This window comes from Streptomyces rishiriensis, assembly GCF_030815485.1.
GTDB lineage: Bacteria > Actinomycetota > Actinomycetes > Streptomycetales > Streptomycetaceae > Streptomyces > Streptomyces rishiriensis_A.
Genome location: NZ_JAUSWV010000002.1, coordinates 2,076,075 through 2,091,407, shown reverse-complemented (window position 1 = coordinate 2,091,407; position 15,333 = coordinate 2,076,075). Strand labels below are relative to the sequence as shown.

The 15,333-nt window shown below is 70.5% G+C and carries 16 protein-coding genes; 7 read left to right on the top strand and 9 right to left on the bottom strand.

Annotated features, from left to right (window positions below):
• Nucleotides 1–113 precede the first annotated feature (113 nt).
• Complete coding sequence (locus tag QF030_RS11785; protein ID WP_307162606.1) at nucleotides 114–911, top strand: HAD family acid phosphatase; 798 nt, start codon at nucleotides 114–116, stop codon at nucleotides 909–911.
• A 76-nt stretch (nucleotides 912–987) separates the two neighbouring features.
• On the opposite strand, the gene QF030_RS11780 is transcribed toward QF030_RS11785, so the two are convergent.
• A complete protein-coding gene (locus QF030_RS11780) occupies nucleotides 988–1,860 on the bottom strand; it encodes a hypothetical protein (protein ID WP_307162605.1) in 873 nt (290 codons plus the stop codon).
• Nucleotides 1,857–2,426, bottom strand: coding sequence for a SigE family RNA polymerase sigma factor (locus tag QF030_RS11775; protein ID WP_307162604.1), 570 nt, complete (start codon nucleotides 2,424–2,426; stop codon nucleotides 1,857–1,859). Before QF030_RS11775 ends, QF030_RS11780 begins: the two co-directional genes overlap by 4 nt.
• A 268-nt stretch (nucleotides 2,427–2,694) precedes the next feature.
• On the opposite strand from QF030_RS11775, the gene QF030_RS11770 reads away from it, so the two are divergent.
• A complete protein-coding gene (locus tag QF030_RS11770; protein ID WP_307162603.1) occupies nucleotides 2,695–4,146 on the top strand; it encodes an NCS2 family permease in 1,452 nt (483 codons plus the stop codon).
• A gap of 70 nt (nucleotides 4,147–4,216) precedes the next feature.
• Here QF030_RS11770 and QF030_RS11765 read toward each other — a convergent pair whose 3' ends face one another.
• The 3 genes from QF030_RS11765 to QF030_RS11755 all read right to left on the bottom strand — a co-directional run bounded on the left by QF030_RS11765 (nucleotide 4,217) and on the right by QF030_RS11755 (nucleotide 7,007).
• The gene (locus QF030_RS11765) at nucleotides 4,217–5,674 is read right to left on the bottom strand and encodes a peptidoglycan D,D-transpeptidase FtsI family protein (RefSeq protein WP_307162602.1); all 1,458 of its coding nucleotides are present in this window, start codon (nucleotides 5,672–5,674) and stop codon (nucleotides 4,217–4,219) included.
• An 85-nt stretch (nucleotides 5,675–5,759) separates the two neighbouring features.
• Nucleotides 5,760–6,230 carry a GNAT family N-acetyltransferase gene (locus QF030_RS11760; protein WP_307162601.1) on the bottom strand — a complete coding sequence of 157 codons (471 nt, stop codon included), beginning with the start codon at nucleotides 6,228–6,230 and terminating at the stop codon, nucleotides 5,760–5,762.
• A 3-nt stretch (nucleotides 6,231–6,233) separates the two neighbouring features.
• On the bottom strand, nucleotides 6,234–7,007 hold the full coding sequence (locus tag QF030_RS11755; protein WP_020130471.1) for an IclR family transcriptional regulator: 774 nt from the start codon (nucleotides 7,005–7,007) through the stop codon (nucleotides 6,234–6,236).
• 139 nt (nucleotides 7,008–7,146) lie between these two features.
• On the opposite strand from QF030_RS11755, the gene QF030_RS11750 reads away from it, so the two are divergent.
• The 5 genes from QF030_RS11750 (at nucleotide 7,147) to QF030_RS11730 (ending at nucleotide 11,964) form a co-directional block, all read left to right on the top strand.
• Entirely contained in the window at nucleotides 7,147–8,676 is a 1,530-nt protein-coding gene (locus tag QF030_RS11750) for an aldehyde dehydrogenase (NADP(+)) (protein ID WP_307162600.1), read from the top strand.
• Nucleotides 8,677–8,816: 140 nt separating this feature from the next.
• Nucleotides 8,817–9,425, top strand: a complete 609-nt coding sequence (locus tag QF030_RS11745) for a DUF1349 domain-containing protein (RefSeq protein WP_307162599.1) — start codon at nucleotides 8,817–8,819, stop codon at nucleotides 9,423–9,425.
• Between the two features lie 48 nt (nucleotides 9,426–9,473).
• Nucleotides 9,474–9,998, top strand: a complete 525-nt coding sequence (locus tag QF030_RS11740; protein ID WP_307162598.1) for a GNAT family N-acetyltransferase — start codon at nucleotides 9,474–9,476, stop codon at nucleotides 9,996–9,998.
• A 100-nt stretch (nucleotides 9,999–10,098) separates the two neighbouring features.
• Complete coding sequence (locus QF030_RS11735) at nucleotides 10,099–10,815, top strand: DsbA family oxidoreductase (protein ID WP_307162597.1); 717 nt, start codon at nucleotides 10,099–10,101, stop codon at nucleotides 10,813–10,815.
• A 96-nt stretch (nucleotides 10,816–10,911) separates the two neighbouring features.
• Nucleotides 10,912–11,964 carry an aminotransferase class V-fold PLP-dependent enzyme gene (locus QF030_RS11730; protein ID WP_307162596.1) on the top strand — a complete coding sequence of 351 codons (1,053 nt, stop codon included), beginning with the start codon at nucleotides 10,912–10,914 and terminating at the stop codon, nucleotides 11,962–11,964.
• 109 nt (nucleotides 11,965–12,073) lie between these two features.
• Here QF030_RS11730 and thpD read toward each other — a convergent pair whose 3' ends face one another.
• The 4 genes from thpD to ectA form a co-directional block, all read right to left on the bottom strand.
• Nucleotides 12,074–12,961, bottom strand: coding sequence for an ectoine hydroxylase (gene thpD, locus QF030_RS11725; RefSeq protein WP_307162595.1), 888 nt, complete (start codon nucleotides 12,959–12,961; stop codon nucleotides 12,074–12,076).
• Nucleotides 12,962–12,966: 5 nt separating this feature from the next.
• On the bottom strand, nucleotides 12,967–13,371 hold the full coding sequence (locus QF030_RS11720; RefSeq protein ID WP_057599305.1) for an ectoine synthase: 405 nt from the start codon (nucleotides 13,369–13,371) through the stop codon (nucleotides 12,967–12,969).
• A 51-nt stretch (nucleotides 13,372–13,422) separates the two neighbouring features.
• On the bottom strand, nucleotides 13,423–14,694 hold the full coding sequence (ectB, locus tag QF030_RS11715) for a diaminobutyrate--2-oxoglutarate transaminase (protein ID WP_307162594.1): 1,272 nt from the start codon (nucleotides 14,692–14,694) through the stop codon (nucleotides 13,423–13,425).
• A gap of 62 nt (nucleotides 14,695–14,756) precedes the next feature.
• Nucleotides 14,757–15,263 carry a diaminobutyrate acetyltransferase gene (gene ectA / locus QF030_RS11710; RefSeq protein WP_307162593.1) on the bottom strand — a complete coding sequence of 169 codons (507 nt, stop codon included), beginning with the start codon at nucleotides 15,261–15,263 and terminating at the stop codon, nucleotides 14,757–14,759.
• Nucleotides 15,264–15,333 lie beyond the last annotated feature (70 nt).

The following is a 15,333-nucleotide window of genomic DNA, read 5'->3' as shown; positions in this document are numbered from 1 at the left end:
GCGCCCGACCGGTCGTCGTCCCCGATCGCTTGACCCGATTTTTGCCCGTGAACGGGTATCGATCGGGCAACGGGCCTCGCGTTCGGCCGCGTGACGCGCGTAGAAAACGTGTCATGCATAAGCCACTGCGCATCGCGGCCGTCGCCGCGGCCTGCGCCGTCGCCGGCGCCGCTCTCTACGGCGCCGGCGCGGCCACGGCCGGCCAGTCCACGGCCAACTCCACCCACGAGCCCTACAACATCGGGCTCCTGGTGAAGGACATCGACACCTACTACGGCACCGCGCCGGACGCGAACGGCGTGTACCAGGCGTCGCCGTCCGGCCCGTACGCCAAGGACCTCGCGAGCATCGACAAGGCCGCGAGGAAGTACATCGACCAGGCCGCCCGCAAGGCGGTCCGCAAGGGCGAGAAGCCCGCGGTCGTCTTCGACATCGACGACACGCTGCTGCTCAGCCTCGACTACGAGAAGCGGTACAATTACACGTACAACAGCGCCACTTGGGCGGCGTACGTGAACAAGGCGGACCGTCCGGCGGTGTTCGGCAGCCCCGAACTCGTGCAGTACGCCGAGCAGAAGGGCGTCGAGGTCTTCTACAACTCGGGCCTCGCCGAGGCGCAGCGCTCCGCCGCCGTGGAGAACCTGAAGAAGGTCGGCGCCGACGTCAACCTCGACGCCGACCACGTGTTCCTCAAGAACGCCGCCGCGCCGCCGTCCTACCTGAGCGGCTGCGCCACCCGGGGCACCTGGACCTGCACGACCGTGCAGTACAAGTCCGGCACCCGCAGGCACATCGAACGCGACCTCGGTTACGAGATCATCGCGAACTTCGGCGACCAGTACTCCGACCTCGAGGGCGGCTACGCCGACCGGACGTACAAGCTGCCGAACCCGACGTACTACGTCGGCTGACGCGACTTCCTCGATCCCTTTCGAAGGAGAGCCGAACCGGGTGAGGCCCCTGGGCGCGCTGTCCGGGGCCCTGCGGTCAGGAGTCGCCTTCGCCGTCCTCGGCGGAGGCGAAGTCGCCGCCCACCGCGCCTCGTCGCCCGTCCGACCGGCCGGTGACCGCGTAGGTGTCGTCCTTGGCGTCACGGCCGCCGCGGTCGTGGTCGTACTGCCCGGCGAACACCCATTCGCCCTTGGCGACCGTACGGCCCTCCTTGAGCACCCAGGTGTAGACCAGGAAGCCGTCCCGCTCGCTCACCGAGAACGTGAAGTCGTCCTCGGGCAGTGAGCGCCAGGCGCCCGCCGACGACACCCCGCCGGTCTGCGCGACCTTCAGCTGCACGGTCAGTTCGGTGAGTGCCTCGGACGTCTTGACCGTGACGTTGCTCTGCGCCCAGAAGTCGTTGCTGTGCGGGTCGACCGAACCGTCCGACCACAGCGGGCCGTCCTCGTCGTCGGTCGTGGCGGGCAGCAGCGTGGCAGCGGGCGCGGAGGGCGTGGCCGCGGAGTTCCCCGACGGGCCGGCGCTCGGCTTCGCCGGGTCCTTCGCGCCGCCGCCGGAACTCGGCGTGGGCGAGACCGGCGGCCGGCTCGTCGCGTCCGGGGACTCGACCGGCGGCGGGGAGACGGAGACGGTCTGCTGCGCGGGGGGGTCGTCCTTCACGGCGGACGCCACCGCGTAGCCGCCGACCGCGAGCATGCCCGCGACCGCCGCCGTGGCGCCCACGATCCGCGCCCAGCCCCACAGGACCGGGCGGCTCGCCCGGTGATCGGAGCGCCGTGGTCCCTGGGCCTGTCCCGCCATGCCGCGCTCGACGCGGGCCAGGATGTACGCCCGGTCGGGTTCGTGTGCCTCGGCCGCCCCCTGCAGCCGGGCGCGCAGTTCGTCGTGCACGTCCCGCCGCATCGTCATCGGTCCCTTCCTGAGGCCGAGGCCTCACCGGTGCGCACCATGGCGGGCACCTTGAGCGGAGCTCCGTCGCCGCCGAGCAGCTTCTGGAGCTCGGCCATCCCCTTGGAGGTCTGGCTCTTCACCGTACCCACCGAGACCCCCAGGGCGAGCGCCGTGTCCTTCTCCGAGAGGTCGAAGGCGTGACGCAGCACCACACAGGCCCGTTTGCGGAACGGGAGTCTACGCAGCGCCGACCGGACGTCCACCACGCCCGCGATGTCGGGGTTCTCCGTCTTCTCCTCGCGCTGCGACCAGAAGAGCGCGATCCTGCGTCGCTCCCGGACGGCGCTGCGGATGCGGGTGCGGGCGAGGTTGGCGACGACACCGCGGGCGTACGCCACCGGGTGGTCGGCCGCGCGCACCCGGTCCCAGCGGTTCCACAGCGCGAGCAGCGCGTCCGCCGCGAGATCGTCGGCGGCGTCCGCCTCACCGGTCAGCAGGTGGGCCAGACGCGACAGTTCGGCGTAGTGGCGGTCGAAGAAGGCATGGAACTCCACCGAGGCGGCGTCGTCGACGACTGTGCCCACGGGTGACCTCTTCTCGGAACGACTGCTGTGCCTGTGTGTGTCATGTGTATGACATGGGGAGGCCCCGAGGAGGCGGCCGGGGCGAGACCGGGAAGCGTAGCAGTGGCCGACCACCCGGTCCGGTACGGGGGTTCGAACACCGGGTGGCCGGCCGAACGGCTCCGGAGTCCGATTCCGTAACACGACGAAAACCTGAAGACGGTTCAACGAGGGAACAATCCAGCCAGCATCCGCACCCAGTTCGTTCAGGCACCTAGGAGCACCAGCCATGTCCGAGACGCAGCAGACGGCCGCCCGGCCAGGTACCGCGCCACCCGCGGCGAACAGCGTCGACCGGTACTTCAGGATCTCCGAACGGGGGTCCACCTTCGGCCGGGAGATACGCGGCGGCTTCGCCACGTTCTTCACCATGGCCTACATCCTTGTCCTGAATCCCATCATCCTGGGCAGCGCCGAGGACAAGTTCGGGCACCATCTCGACGCCGTCCAACTCACCACCGCCACCGCCCTGGTGGCCGCGGTGATGACCATCGTGATGGGCGTCGGCGGCAACCTCCCCCTGGCCCTGGCCGCGGGCCTCGGCCTGAACGCGGTCGTCGCCTTCCAGATCGCCCCGCTGATGAGCTGGGACGACGCGATGGGCCTCATCGTGCTCGAAGGCCTGCTCATCTGCGTGCTGGTGGTGACCGGTCTGCGCGAGGCCGTCATGCACGCCGTCCCGCAGCCGCTGAAGCAGGCGATCAGTGTCGGCATCGGCCTGTTCATCGCCTTCATCGGCTTCGTGGACGCCGGCTTCGTCAGCCGCATTCCCGACGCCGCGAACACGACCGTCCCCGTACAGCTCGGCGCCACCGGCACCCTCGGCGGCTGGCCGGTGCTCGTCTTCTGCCTCGGCGTGCTGCTGACGATCGGTCTGCTGGCCCGCAGGGTCAAGGGCGCGATCCTGATCAGCATCGTGACGATGACCGCCCTCGCGATCGTCATCAACTCGCTCGCGGACGTCAAGTCCTGGGGTCTGACCACGCCCTCGTGGCCCGACCGGATCGTCGACACCCCCGACTTCGGGCTGATCGGTCACTTCAGCCTGTTCGGCGCCTTCGGCCAGACCGGCGTCATCACGGTCGTCCTGCTGGTCTTCACCCTGGTCCTGTCCGACTTCTTCGACACCATGGGCACCGTCGTCGGCATCAGCGCGGAGGCCGGGCTGCTGGACGACAAGGGCGATGTGCCGGGCCTCGGCCGGGTGCTGCTCATCGACGGGGCGGCGGCGGTCGCGGGCGGTGCGGCCTCGTCGTCCTCCGCGACCTCCTACATCGAGTCGGCCGCCGGCGTCGGCGAGGGATCACGCACCGGCTTCTCCAACCTGGTCACCGGCGGACTGTTCGCGCTCGCGCTGTTCCTGACGCCGCTCCTCACCATCGTCCCGCTCCAGGCCGCCGCCCCCGCTCTCGTGGCCGTCGGCTTCCTGATGATGACCCAGGTCAAGACCATCGACTGGGACAAGTACGAGATCGCGATCCCGGCGTTCCTCACCATCGCCGTGATGCCGTTCACCTACTCGATCACCAACGGCATCGGCGCGGGCTTCGTCGCGTACGTCGTCATCAAGACGGTGCTCGGCAAGGCGAAGGAGGTCCACTGGCTGCTGTGGGGGGCCTCGGCGCTGTTCGTGGTGTACTTCGCGATCGACCCCCTCGAGCAGCTCCTGGGTGTGAAGTAGCCGCCTTGCAGGGGCGCGGTGAACCGCGCGGCCGGCCACAGCGGATGCGCGGGCCGGTCGCGCGGCCACCTCAGTTCTTCAGCGCCGCCTGCATCATCGCCTTCGCGACCGGGGCTGCCAGCCCGTTACCGCTGACCTCGGAGCGCGCGGCGTCGGACTGCTCGACCACGACGGCCACGGCGACCTCCTTGCCGGAGGAGTCGGACGTGCCGTACGACGTGAACCAGGCGTACGGCGCCTTGCTGTTGTTCTCGCCGTTCTGGGCCGTACCCGTCTTGCCGCCGACGGTGACGCCGTCGATGAGCGCGTTGGTGCCGGTGCCCTTCTCGACGACCGTCTGCATCGCCGACCGCAACTGCTCGGCCGTGGAGGAGCTGACGATCTGCGTGGTCGACGCCTCGTCGTCGTAGTCCTCGAGAACGTCGCCGCCGCCGTCGGTGATCTGCGAGACCATGTGCGGAGAGACGAGCTTGCCGCCGTTGGCCAGGGCGGCCGACACCATGGCCATCTGCAACGGCGTCGCGGTCACGTCGAACTGGCCGATGCCGGTCAGGGCGGTGGACGACTCGTCCATGTCGGACGGGTACACACTCGGGTACGCCCGCACCGGCACGTCCTGGCTCTCGTCGTCGAAACCGAACTTCTCGGCCGTCGCCCTCAGCTTGTCCTGCCCGAGCTCGACGGCCATGTGCGCGAAGACGTTGTTGCAGGAGTACTGCAACGCGACCCGGATCGTGGCGTTCTCGCAGGGGGCGGACGTGTTCTCGTTCTTCAGGACCGTGCGCGTGCCCGGCAGGGTGTACGGGTCCTCGCTGTCGGTCTTCTCGTCCACCGACGAGTACAGCCCGTCCTCCAGCGCGGCCGCCGCCACGACCAGCTTGAACGTCGAGCCCGGTGCCAGCGGCTGCCGCAACGCCCGGTTGGTGAGCGGCTTGTCGGAGTCCGCGTTGAGCGTCTTCCAGGCCGTCCCGGCGGTGTTGGCGTCGGTCAGCGTCGACGGGTCGTACGACGGGGTCGACACCACCGCGAGGATCTGGCCGGTCGTCGGGTCGAGCGCGACGGCCGCGCCCTTCTTGTCGCCGAGCGCGTCGTACGCCGCCTTCTGCACGGCCGGGTCGATCGTGGTGATCACGTTGCCCGGCTCCGCCCGTTCGTCCGTGACCGTGTCCAGCGCGGTCTTCAGGCGGGTGTCCGTGCCGTTGAGCAGGTCGGCGTAGATGCCCTCCAGCTGTGTGGGGGCGTAGCTCTGCGAGGCGTAGCCCGTCACCGCCGCGTACAGCTCGCCGTCCGTGTACGTGCGCTTGTATCTGAGGTCGCCCCCCGTGGTGACGGCCGAGCCGGTGATCGCCTTTCCGGCCACGATGATGTTCCCGAGCGGCTCCGCGTACGTCTCGATCGCGTTGCGCCGGTTGTCCTTGTCGTCCGCGAGTGCCCGGCCCTCGTAGAACTGCACCCAGGTCGCCCGGAGCAGCAGGGCGAACACCAGCAGCAGCGCGAAGACCGAGGCGCGCCTGATCGTCTTGTTCATTGCGAACAGAGAGACGAACGGAACGGCGCGGATCGTTCCCTTGCGCCCGGTTTCTCATCGACCGTTCATCTGAGGCCGGTTCGGGTCAGGCCTCCAGCCGCAGCACGATCTCCTCGATCTCCCCGCCCCGCGCGTTCGCGAAGCCGGTGGCCCGGGCGGTGGGCCGGAAGCCGCACTTCTCCAGGACGCGCAGGGAACCGGCGTTGTCGGCCGCCGCCCGCGCGAACAGCGGACGCTCCCGCACCTCGGACAGCAGCGCCCGCAACGCCTGCGTGGCGATGCCCCGGCCCCAGTGGGTGCGATCCACCCAGTACGTCACCTCGCGCTCGCCCGGCTCCCCGTACACCGCCGCGCTGCCGACCACGTCCCCGTCGGCCAGGATCGTGCGCGGCACGGCGGACGAGGCGCGGATCCTCGACCAGTGGGCGTCGAACGCGTCCCGGTCGGCCGGATCCTTCGCGGTGAACGCGGCCATCCGCACCGACTCCGGATCGTTCTGCTGCCGGAAGAACACCGGCAGATCGCTGTCGTGGACCTGGCGCAGGGAGATCAGCATGTCTCAGAGCCTACGGGTGGCCAGCGTGAGCCGGTCGCGTGCGTCGAACAGCGCGTCCTTCACCAGCTGCTCGTGCGCGGGGGTGAGTCTCGCCACCGGCACCGAGCAGCTGATCGCGTCCCGGGCGGGCGTGCGGTACGGGATCGCCACGCCGAAGCAGCGCAGGCCCAGCGTGTTCTCCTCGCGGTCCACCGAGAAGCCCTGCTCGCGGATCTGGTGCAGCTCCTCGATGAGCTTCTCGCGGTCCGTGATCGTGTGCTCGGTCAGCGCCGGCAGCGTCTCCGGCAGCAGCTTGCGGACCTGCTCGTCGGTGTAGGTGCTGAGCAGCGCCTTGCCCAGGGAGGTGGAGTGGGCCGGGAGCCGGCGCCCGACCCGGGTGAAGGGGCGCAGGTAGTGCTGCGACTGTCGGGTGGCGAGATACACGACGTTCGTGCCGTCGAGCCGGGCCAGGTGGATGGTCTCGGTGGTGTCGTCCGAGAGCCGGTCCAGGGTGGGGCGGGCGGCCGCGACCACCTCGTCGCCGTCGATGTAGGACGTGCCGACGAGCAGCGCCCGTACCCCGATGCCGTACCGCGTGCCCGTCGCGTCGGTCTCCACCCAGCCCAGCTCCACGAGCGTGCGCAACAACATGTAGAGACTGGACTTGGGATATCCGACGGCCTCCTGGACCGACGCCAGGGAGTGCATTCCGGGGCGCCCGGCGAAGTATTCCAGCAGCTCAACCGTCCGCACCGCGGACTTGACCTGCGCCCCGCCCCCCGTCTCGCCAGCCGACATCGCCCTTGACCCCTTCGTTCGACGGGAAATACGCTCCGACAGCATATTCATCATCAGAGACAGCGTTCAGTATATCGAACGACCCTGGTGAACGAGCCAGTACCAAACGTGGTCAGAACCAAGCGTGGAGGGACCCGCGGTGGCAGCAGCACCAGTCTGGAGTGTCGACCCCCGAACCGGGAAGCAGCGTGAACAGGTTGCGGTGGAGGCCACGGCCCAGGAGGTCGACGCCGTCGTCCGCGCCGCGCACGAGGCGCGCGGCTTCCTCGCCGACCGTACCGTCCGCGCCGCCTTCCTGCGTTCCGCCGCCGACCGGCTCCAGGCGGCCAAGGACACACTCGTGGAGGTGGCCGACGCGGAGACCGCGCTCGGCCCGGTCCGGCTGACCGGCGAGCTCGCCCGCACCTGCTACCAGTTGCGCGCGTTCGCCGACATCGTCGACGAGGGCGCCTTCCTCGACGTCGTCATCAGCCACCCCGACGACACCGCCACCCCGCCCATTCCCGACCTGCGCCGCTACAAGGTGCCGCTCGGGGTGGTGGCCGTGTACTCGGCGTCCAACTTCCCCTTCGCGTTCTCCGTCGCCGGTGGTGACACCGCGAGCGCGCTCGCGGCGGGCAACCCGGTCGTCGTCAAGTCCCACCCCGACCACCCCGGCCTGTCCGAGCTGGTCGCCAAGGTGGTGCGCAACGCCGCCGCCGACCACGGCATCCCGGCGGGCGTACTGGGCCTGGTGCACGGCTTCGAGGCCGGCGTCGAGCTGATCAAGCACCCGCTGGTCGCCGCGGCCGGTTTCACCGGGTCGATCCGGGGCGGGCGCGCGCTGTTCGACGCGGCGGCGGCCCGTCCGGTACCGATCCCGTTCCACGGCGAGCTGGGATCGCTGAACCCGGTCGTGGTGACCGAGGCCGCCGCCGTCGAGCGGGCCGAGGCCATCGGTCTCGGTCTCGCCGGGTCCATGACGATGGGGGTCGGTCAGTTCTGTGTGAAGCCGGGGCTGGTGCTGGTGCCGTCCGGCGCGGCCGGCGACGGGCTGGTCAAGTCGCTCACGGACGCGGTGAGCGACACCGACGCGGGCGTGCTGCTCGACCACCGGATGCGCGACAACTTCATCGCCGGGGTCGCCGAGCGGGCCGAGCTGCCCGACGTGGAGTCCCCGGTGACGCCCGGCGCGGGCGGGGAGCACACCGTCAGCCCGGGCTTCCTGACCGTGCCGGCCTCCCGGCTGGCCGCCGAGGGCGCGCACGACCTGCTGCTCGAGGAGTGCTTCGGACCGGTCACCGTCGTGGTCCGCTACGACGACGAGGACGAGGTCAAGGGGGTGCTGTCGCGCCTGCCCGGAAACCTGACGGCGACCGTCCAGCTGTCGGAGGGGGAGGCCGCGGGCGAGGGCCGGGGCGGGGAGATCCTCGCCGAGCTGACCCCGCTGGCCGGACGCGTGCTGGTGAACGGCTGGCCCACGGGTGTCGCCGTCGCGCCGGCCCAGCATCACGGCGGGCCGTACCCGGCCACCACCTCCACCTCCACCTCGGTCGGCGGGACCGCCATCGAGCGGTGGCTGCGGCCGGTCGCCTACCAGAACGCTCCCGCGGCGCTGCTGCCCGTGGAACTGCGGGACGAGAACGAGCTGGGGCTGCCGCGCCGGTTCAACGGGCGTCTGGAGCGGTAGCGCGCGGCGCTCCGCGGTGTTCGTCGCCGAGGGGTGCGTCGTCGAGGGGCGCGGTGGACCGCCGCGTGCGGGTCCGTCGTGACCTGTCGCGCGGTTCCCCGCGCCCCTGCGTTTCCCTGCTCCCCTGAGATGATGAGGCCATGGACGTCTCCCTCCCCGAACTGCCCTTTCCGCTGCGTACCTACGGGCCCGACGGGCACTGGTCCCACGAGCACGGGGTGCTCACCGGGTGGGCCGGGGCCCGGCAGGACCGGTTCGTGCCGCCCACCGGGGACGGGGTGGAACCCGCCGCCGACGCGCCCCGGCTGCTGGGAGCGCCGGAAGGGGACTTCCAGCTCGTCGCACGCGTCACCGTCGGGTTCAACTGGGCCTTCGACGCGGGGGCGTTGTACGTCCAGGTCGGCGAGCGGGCCTGGGCCAAACTGTGTCTGGAGTACTCCCCGGACGTGGCCACCGTCTGCACGGTGGTCACCCGGGGACACTCCGACGACGCCAACTCCTTCACCGTGGAGGGGAGTACGGTCTGGCTGAGGGTGAGCCGGACCGGGCGCGCCTTCGCCTTCCACGCCTCCCGGGACGGCAGACGGTGGACGTTCGTCCGCCTGTTCACGCTCGGCGAGGAGAAGGAGACCGGCGCGGCCCTGGTCGGCTTCATGACGCAGTCGCCGATGGGCGAGGGGTGCGTCGTGACGTACGACCATCTCGAGTTCAGGACCGAGTGGCCGCGCGACCTGCGGGACGGAAGCTAGGACCTGCCCGGCCGGAACCGGGAGGAGGGCCTTCTCGTCCTCTCCTGCATGATCGGACATCGCGTCATGGGACACCGGGTGATCCGCACCGCCGTCCCCGCCGAGGCGGAGAGCGTCGTCGCGCTGCACGCCCGCGCCCGGGCCACGTACTACCCCGACGGGGCCCCGCGGGACGGTACCGACTGGCTCGCCGCCTGGCGCACCGCCATCGGGCGGCCCGACGGCCATGTGCTGTGCGTCGTCGAGCAGGGGCGGCTCGTCGGCCTCGCCTCCTTCCGTACGCCGGAGGGCGCGCCCGTGCACACGGTGAAGCTGTTCCAGTTCCATGTCGACCCCGACCACTGGCGTTCGGGGATCGGTACGGCCCTGCACACGGCCTGTGTCGAGCAGTGGCGGGCGGACGGGCGGCGCACGGCCGTGCTCGACGTGCACGTCGACAACCGGCGGGCCCAGGCCTTCTACGCCCGGCAGGGCTGGCGCCCCGACCCGGAGAACCCGCCCGGCGAGGGCGAGCACCACCTGTGGCTGAGGTACGCGGTGAGCGGGGAACGACCGGGGATCGACCAGGAATGAAACGCCCTGCTTGAACGTTCATGCACTCGGCGGAGGGAACCTCCGTGCGGACCTCCCCCGGGGAGCGCCGTACACCGCACGACCTGGAGAGAGCCGAGACATGCGCGTCGAGATCTGGAGCGACATCGCCTGCCCCTGGTGCTACGTGGGCAAGGCCCGCTTCGAGAAGGCGCTCGAGGCCTTCCCGCACCGTGACCAGGTCGAGGTGGTGCACCGTTCCTTCGAGCTGGACCCGGGCCGCCCCAAGGGGGACGTCCAGCCGGTGCTGGCCATGCTCACCAAGAAGTACGGGATGAGCGAGGCACAGGCGCGGACCGGCGAGGAGAACCTGGGCGCGCAGGCCGCCGCCGAGGGCCTCGACTACCGCACCCGGGACCGCGACCACGGCAACACCTTCGACATGCACCGCCTGCTGCACTTCGCCAAGGAGCACGGCCGGCAGGACGAGCTGATCCAGCTCCTCTACCGGGCGAACTTCGCCGAGGAGCGGTCCGTCTTCTCCGAGGGCGACGAACGGCTCGTGGAACTGGCCGCCGAGGCCGGTCTCGACGCCGAGGCCGCCCGCGAGGTCCTCGCCGACCCCGCCCGCTACGCCGACGAGGTCCGCGCCGACGAGCGCGAGGCCGCACAGCTCGGTGCGAACGGCGTGCCCTTCTTCGTCCTCGACCGCGCCTACGGCGTCTCCGGGGCCCAGCCCGCCGAGGTCTTCACCCAGGCCCTCACCCAGGCCTGGCAGGCCCGCTCGCCGCTGAAGCTGATCGACGACGGCGGTGCGCAGGCCTGCGGCCCGGACGGATGCGCGGTGCCGCAGCACTGAAACCCGCAGGTGAGAGCCCATCCATAAGCTGTCCTTAGCGGAATCACGTAAAAATCGGCAATGGACGAGGGGTTGCCGGGGTCCCACAGTGGACCCATGGAGACCTTCGAGAGCCTCGTCCGCGCCGAGTTCACCCCGAAGACCACTTACCTGAACACGGCGAGCAACGGCCTGCTGCCTGCCCGGACCGTCGCCGCCCTGCACGAGGCGGCGGTGCTGCGCGCCGAGGGCAGGCCGCTGACCCCGCTGCACGAGGACGTGGAGGCCTGCCGGGCCGCGTACGCCCGGCTGGCCGGCGTCCCGGTCACCCGGGTGGCGCTGGGCGCCTCGGTCGCCGCGCACACCGGTGTGATCGCCGCCTCGCTCCCCGCGGGCGCCGAAGTGCTCACCGCCGAGGACGACTTCACCTCCGTCCTCAACCCGTTCCACGTCCGCGGGGACCTCAAGGTCCGCGCCGTCCCGCTGGAGCGGATCGCTGAGTCCGTCCGCCCCGGCACGGCACTGGTCGCCGTGAGCGCCGCCCAGTCGGCCGACGGCCGGATCGCGGACCTGCCCGCCTTGCGCGAGGCGGCCCGGACGCACGGCGCACGCACCTATGTCGACTTCTCGCAGTCCGCCGGCTGGCTCCCGACGGACGCCGACGCCCACGACTTCTCCGCCGCCGTCTCCTTCAAGTGGCTGCTCGGCCCGCACGGTGCGGCCTTCCTGGTGGTCCCGGAGGACTTCGGCGGACTGTCGCCGGTCCTCGCGGGATGGGTGGCCGGCGAGGAACCCTGGGACAGCTGTTACGGTCCGGTGGCCGAACTCGCGCACTCCGCACGGCGGTTCGACCTGACCCATGCCCTGTTCACCTACGCCGGGCTGCGCCGCTCCCTCGAACTGGTGGAGGAACTCGGCGTGGCGGCGATCGGCGCCCACGACCTCTCGCTCGCCGACCGCTTCCGCGCCGGACTCGCCGGGCTCGGTCACCGCCCCGTCGCCGCGCCCGGCTCCGCGATCGTCTCGGTGCCCGGACTCGGCTTCCGGCAGCCCGCGTTGGCCGCCGACGGCATCCAGGTCTCCGACCGTTCCGGCAACCTGCGCACCTCCTTCCACCTGTTCAACACGCCCGCCGACGTCGACCGGCTGCTCGACGCCCTGTCGGCCTGAGGCCCCGGCGTCCGGCCACCGGGCCGGGCCCGACAGGCCAGGACGCCCTCGCCCGGACCGGGGGAGGACGTCCTGGCCCGTCGCCACGGGCAACGGGAGGAAAGGCGGTTCAGCGCACCGGCGTGAAGTCCCGCGCGCCGATGTACTCCGGCCTGCGGACCGGCGCCGCGAACGGCTCCACGGCCGTGTTCTCCACGCTGTTGAACACGATGAACACGTTGCTGCGCGGGAACGGCGTGATGTTGTCGCCGGAGCCGTGCATGCAGTTGCAGTCGAACCAGGTCGCCGAACCGGCCCTGCCGGTGAACAGCTTGATGCCGTAGTCCCCGGCCATCGCGGTCAGCGCCTCGTCCGACGGTGTGCCCGCGTCCTGCATCTGGAGCGACTTCTTGTAGTTGTCCTCGGGCGTCGCCCCGGCACAGCCGAGGAACGTGCGGTGCGAGCCCGGCATGATCATGAGCCCGCCGTTGGTGTCGAGGTTCTCGGTCAGCGCGATCGACACGGACACCGTCCGCATGTTCGGCAGACCGTCCTCGGCGTGCCATGTCTCGAAGTCGGAGTGCCAGTAGAAGCCCCCGGCCCCGAAGCCCGGCTTGACGTTGATCCGCGACTGGTGGACGTACACGTCCGAACCCAGGATCTGCCGGGCCCGCCCGACGACCCGCTCGTCGCGGACGAGCGCGGCGAACACGGGACTGAGCTTGTGCACCTCGAAGACGGAGCGGATCGCCTTGGACTTCGGCTCGACGATCGACCGTGCGTCGGCCCGGATCTCCGGGTCGGCGACCAGCCGCTCCAGCTCCCGCCGGTAGACGGCGACCTCGTCGTCGCCGATCAGCCGGTCGACGGCGAGGAAGCCGTCACGTTCGTACTCCTGGAGGCCGGCCGCCGGGATCGGCCCCGGCGCGTCGGGGGAGCCCCAGACGACGGGGTCCTGGCGGGGTACGGACACCTCGGTGGTGCCACGGGTGGGGTAGAGATCGGTGACGGTGGTCACGATGTTCACACCTCCTCGGGCTCGGTCAGCAGGGGGTAGACGCCGTTCTCGTCGTGGTCCTCCCGCCCCGTGACGGGCGGGTTGAACACGCAGATGCAGCGGAAGTCCTCCTTGACGCGCAGCGTGTGCCGCTCGTGCCCGTCGAGGAGGTACATGGTGCCGGGCGTGATGCTGTGCGTCCGCCCGGTCTCGTGGTCGGTCAGCTCGGCCGCGCCCTCGACGCAGACGACGGCCTCGATGTGGTTCGCGTACCACATCGACGTCTCGGTACCCGCGTACAGAATCGTTTCGTGCAGCGAGAACCCGACGCGTTCCTGGGCGAGCACGATGCGCTTGCTCTCCCAGGTGCCGGACGCCGCCCGCACATGCCGGTCGGTGCCTTCGATGTCCTTGAACGAACGGACGATCACGGTGGAGCGATGCCTCCTGGATAGGGGATGGCGGACAGCGGGGTGAGGGCGTCAGACGGTTTCCCGTACGGCACGGGCGATGACGCTGAGGCCCTCGTCCAGTTCCTCGGGGGTGATGGTCAGGGCCGGCAGCAGTTTGACGACCTCGCTCTCGGGGCCGGACGTCTCGATGAGCAGACCGAGTTCGAAGGCCCGCGCGGCGACCCGCCCGGCCCGCGCCTTCTCGTGGAACTCCAGGCCCCACACCAGACCGCGGCCCCGGTACTCCTTGACGTCGGCGAGGTTCTCCTCGGTGATCGAGATGAGCCCCTGCTCGATCTGCTCGCCACGGGCCCGGGTCTGCTTCTCCATCGCGGCCCCGTCCGCCCAGTACGTCTCCAGGGCGGCGGTGGCGGTGACGAAGGCCGGGTTGTTGCCGCGGAAGGTGCCGTTGTGCTCACCCGGCTCCCACACGTCCAGCTCGGGCCTGAACAGGCAGAGCGACATGGGCAGTCCGTAACCGCTGATCGACTTGGACACGGTCACGATGTCCGGGACGATCCCGGCCTCCTCGAAGGAGAAGAAGGCCCCGGTGCGCCCGCATCCCATCTGGATGTCGTCGACGATCAGCAGCATGTCCTGCCGCTCGCACAGGGCCTTGAGCGCCCGCAGCCACTCCGGACGCGCGACGTTGATGCCGCCCTCGCCCTGCACGGTCTCGACGATCACGGCGGCGGGCTTGTTGAGGCCGGACCCCTGGTCCTCGAGCAGCCGCTCGAACCACAGGAAGTCGGGGATCTGGCCCTCGAAGTAGTTGTCGAACGGCATGGGCGTGCCGTGCACCAGCGGGATCCCGGCCCCGGCCCGCTTGAAGGCGTTGCCGGTCACGGCGAGCGACCCGAGGGACATCCCGTGGAAGGCGTTGGTGAACGACACGATGGCCTCGCGTCCCTTCACCTTGCGCGCCAGCTTCAGGGCCGCCTCCACGGCGTTGGTGCCGGTCGGGCCCGGGAACATCACCTTGTAGGGCAGGTCACGCGGCCGCAGCACCAGGTCCTGGAAGGTCTGGAGGAAGGTCCGCTTGGCCACGGTGGACATGTCGAGGCCGTGCGTGACGCCGTCCCGCATCAGGTAGTCGACCAACGCCCGTTTCAGCACGGGGTTGTTGTGACCGTAGTTGAGGGACCCTGCGCCGGCGAAGAAGTCCAGGTAGCGGTGCCCGTCCTCGTCGTACATACGGCTGCCCTGCGCGCGGTCGAAGACGGCGGGCCAGCCGCGGCAGTAACTGCGCACCTCGGACTCGAGAGTCTCGAACACGCTGAGGTCGGGCTGGGTGATGGTCACGACGAAAACGCTCCTCGGGGTGGGGGTCGTCAGGAGAGGCGGGCAGAGGCGGGGCGGGGCGGTCAGAAGACGAGCGGGCCGATGCGGTACAGGACCTCGGGGTCGTGCGGGCCGTCGGGGAACAGCCCGGCATCGAACAGCACCTCACGGGTGACGGTCGCCCCGTGCCGGTCGGCGTACGAGGTGAACAACCGCTCGGAGGCGGTGTTGCCCGGGGTGATCGTGGTCTCCACGGCGGTCAGCGGGCGTTCGGCCGCGATCCGTGCGGTCAGCCCGTCCAGCAGTGCGGCGGCGAGGCCGCGACCACGGTGCGCGGCGTCGACGGCCACCTGCCAGACCAGCAGGGTGTGCGGGTCCTCCGGCCGTACGTATCCGGTGACGAACCCGACCGGCTCACCGCTCTCCGCGCGGGCCACCGCCGAGGTGGCGGCGAAGTCGCGACACCAGAGCAGATAGGAGTAGGAGGAGTTCAGGTCGAGCGTTCCCGATTCCTTCGCGAGACGCCAGAGCGCTGCGCCGTCCTCCACCGACGGGCGGTCGATACGTAGGTCTGCTTGTGCGGCAGTCATGCGGATTGAACTTACCCAGGGAAATTCAAAAACGCATGGAGAGGCCGTGGTGATTCCGTGATGCCGACGA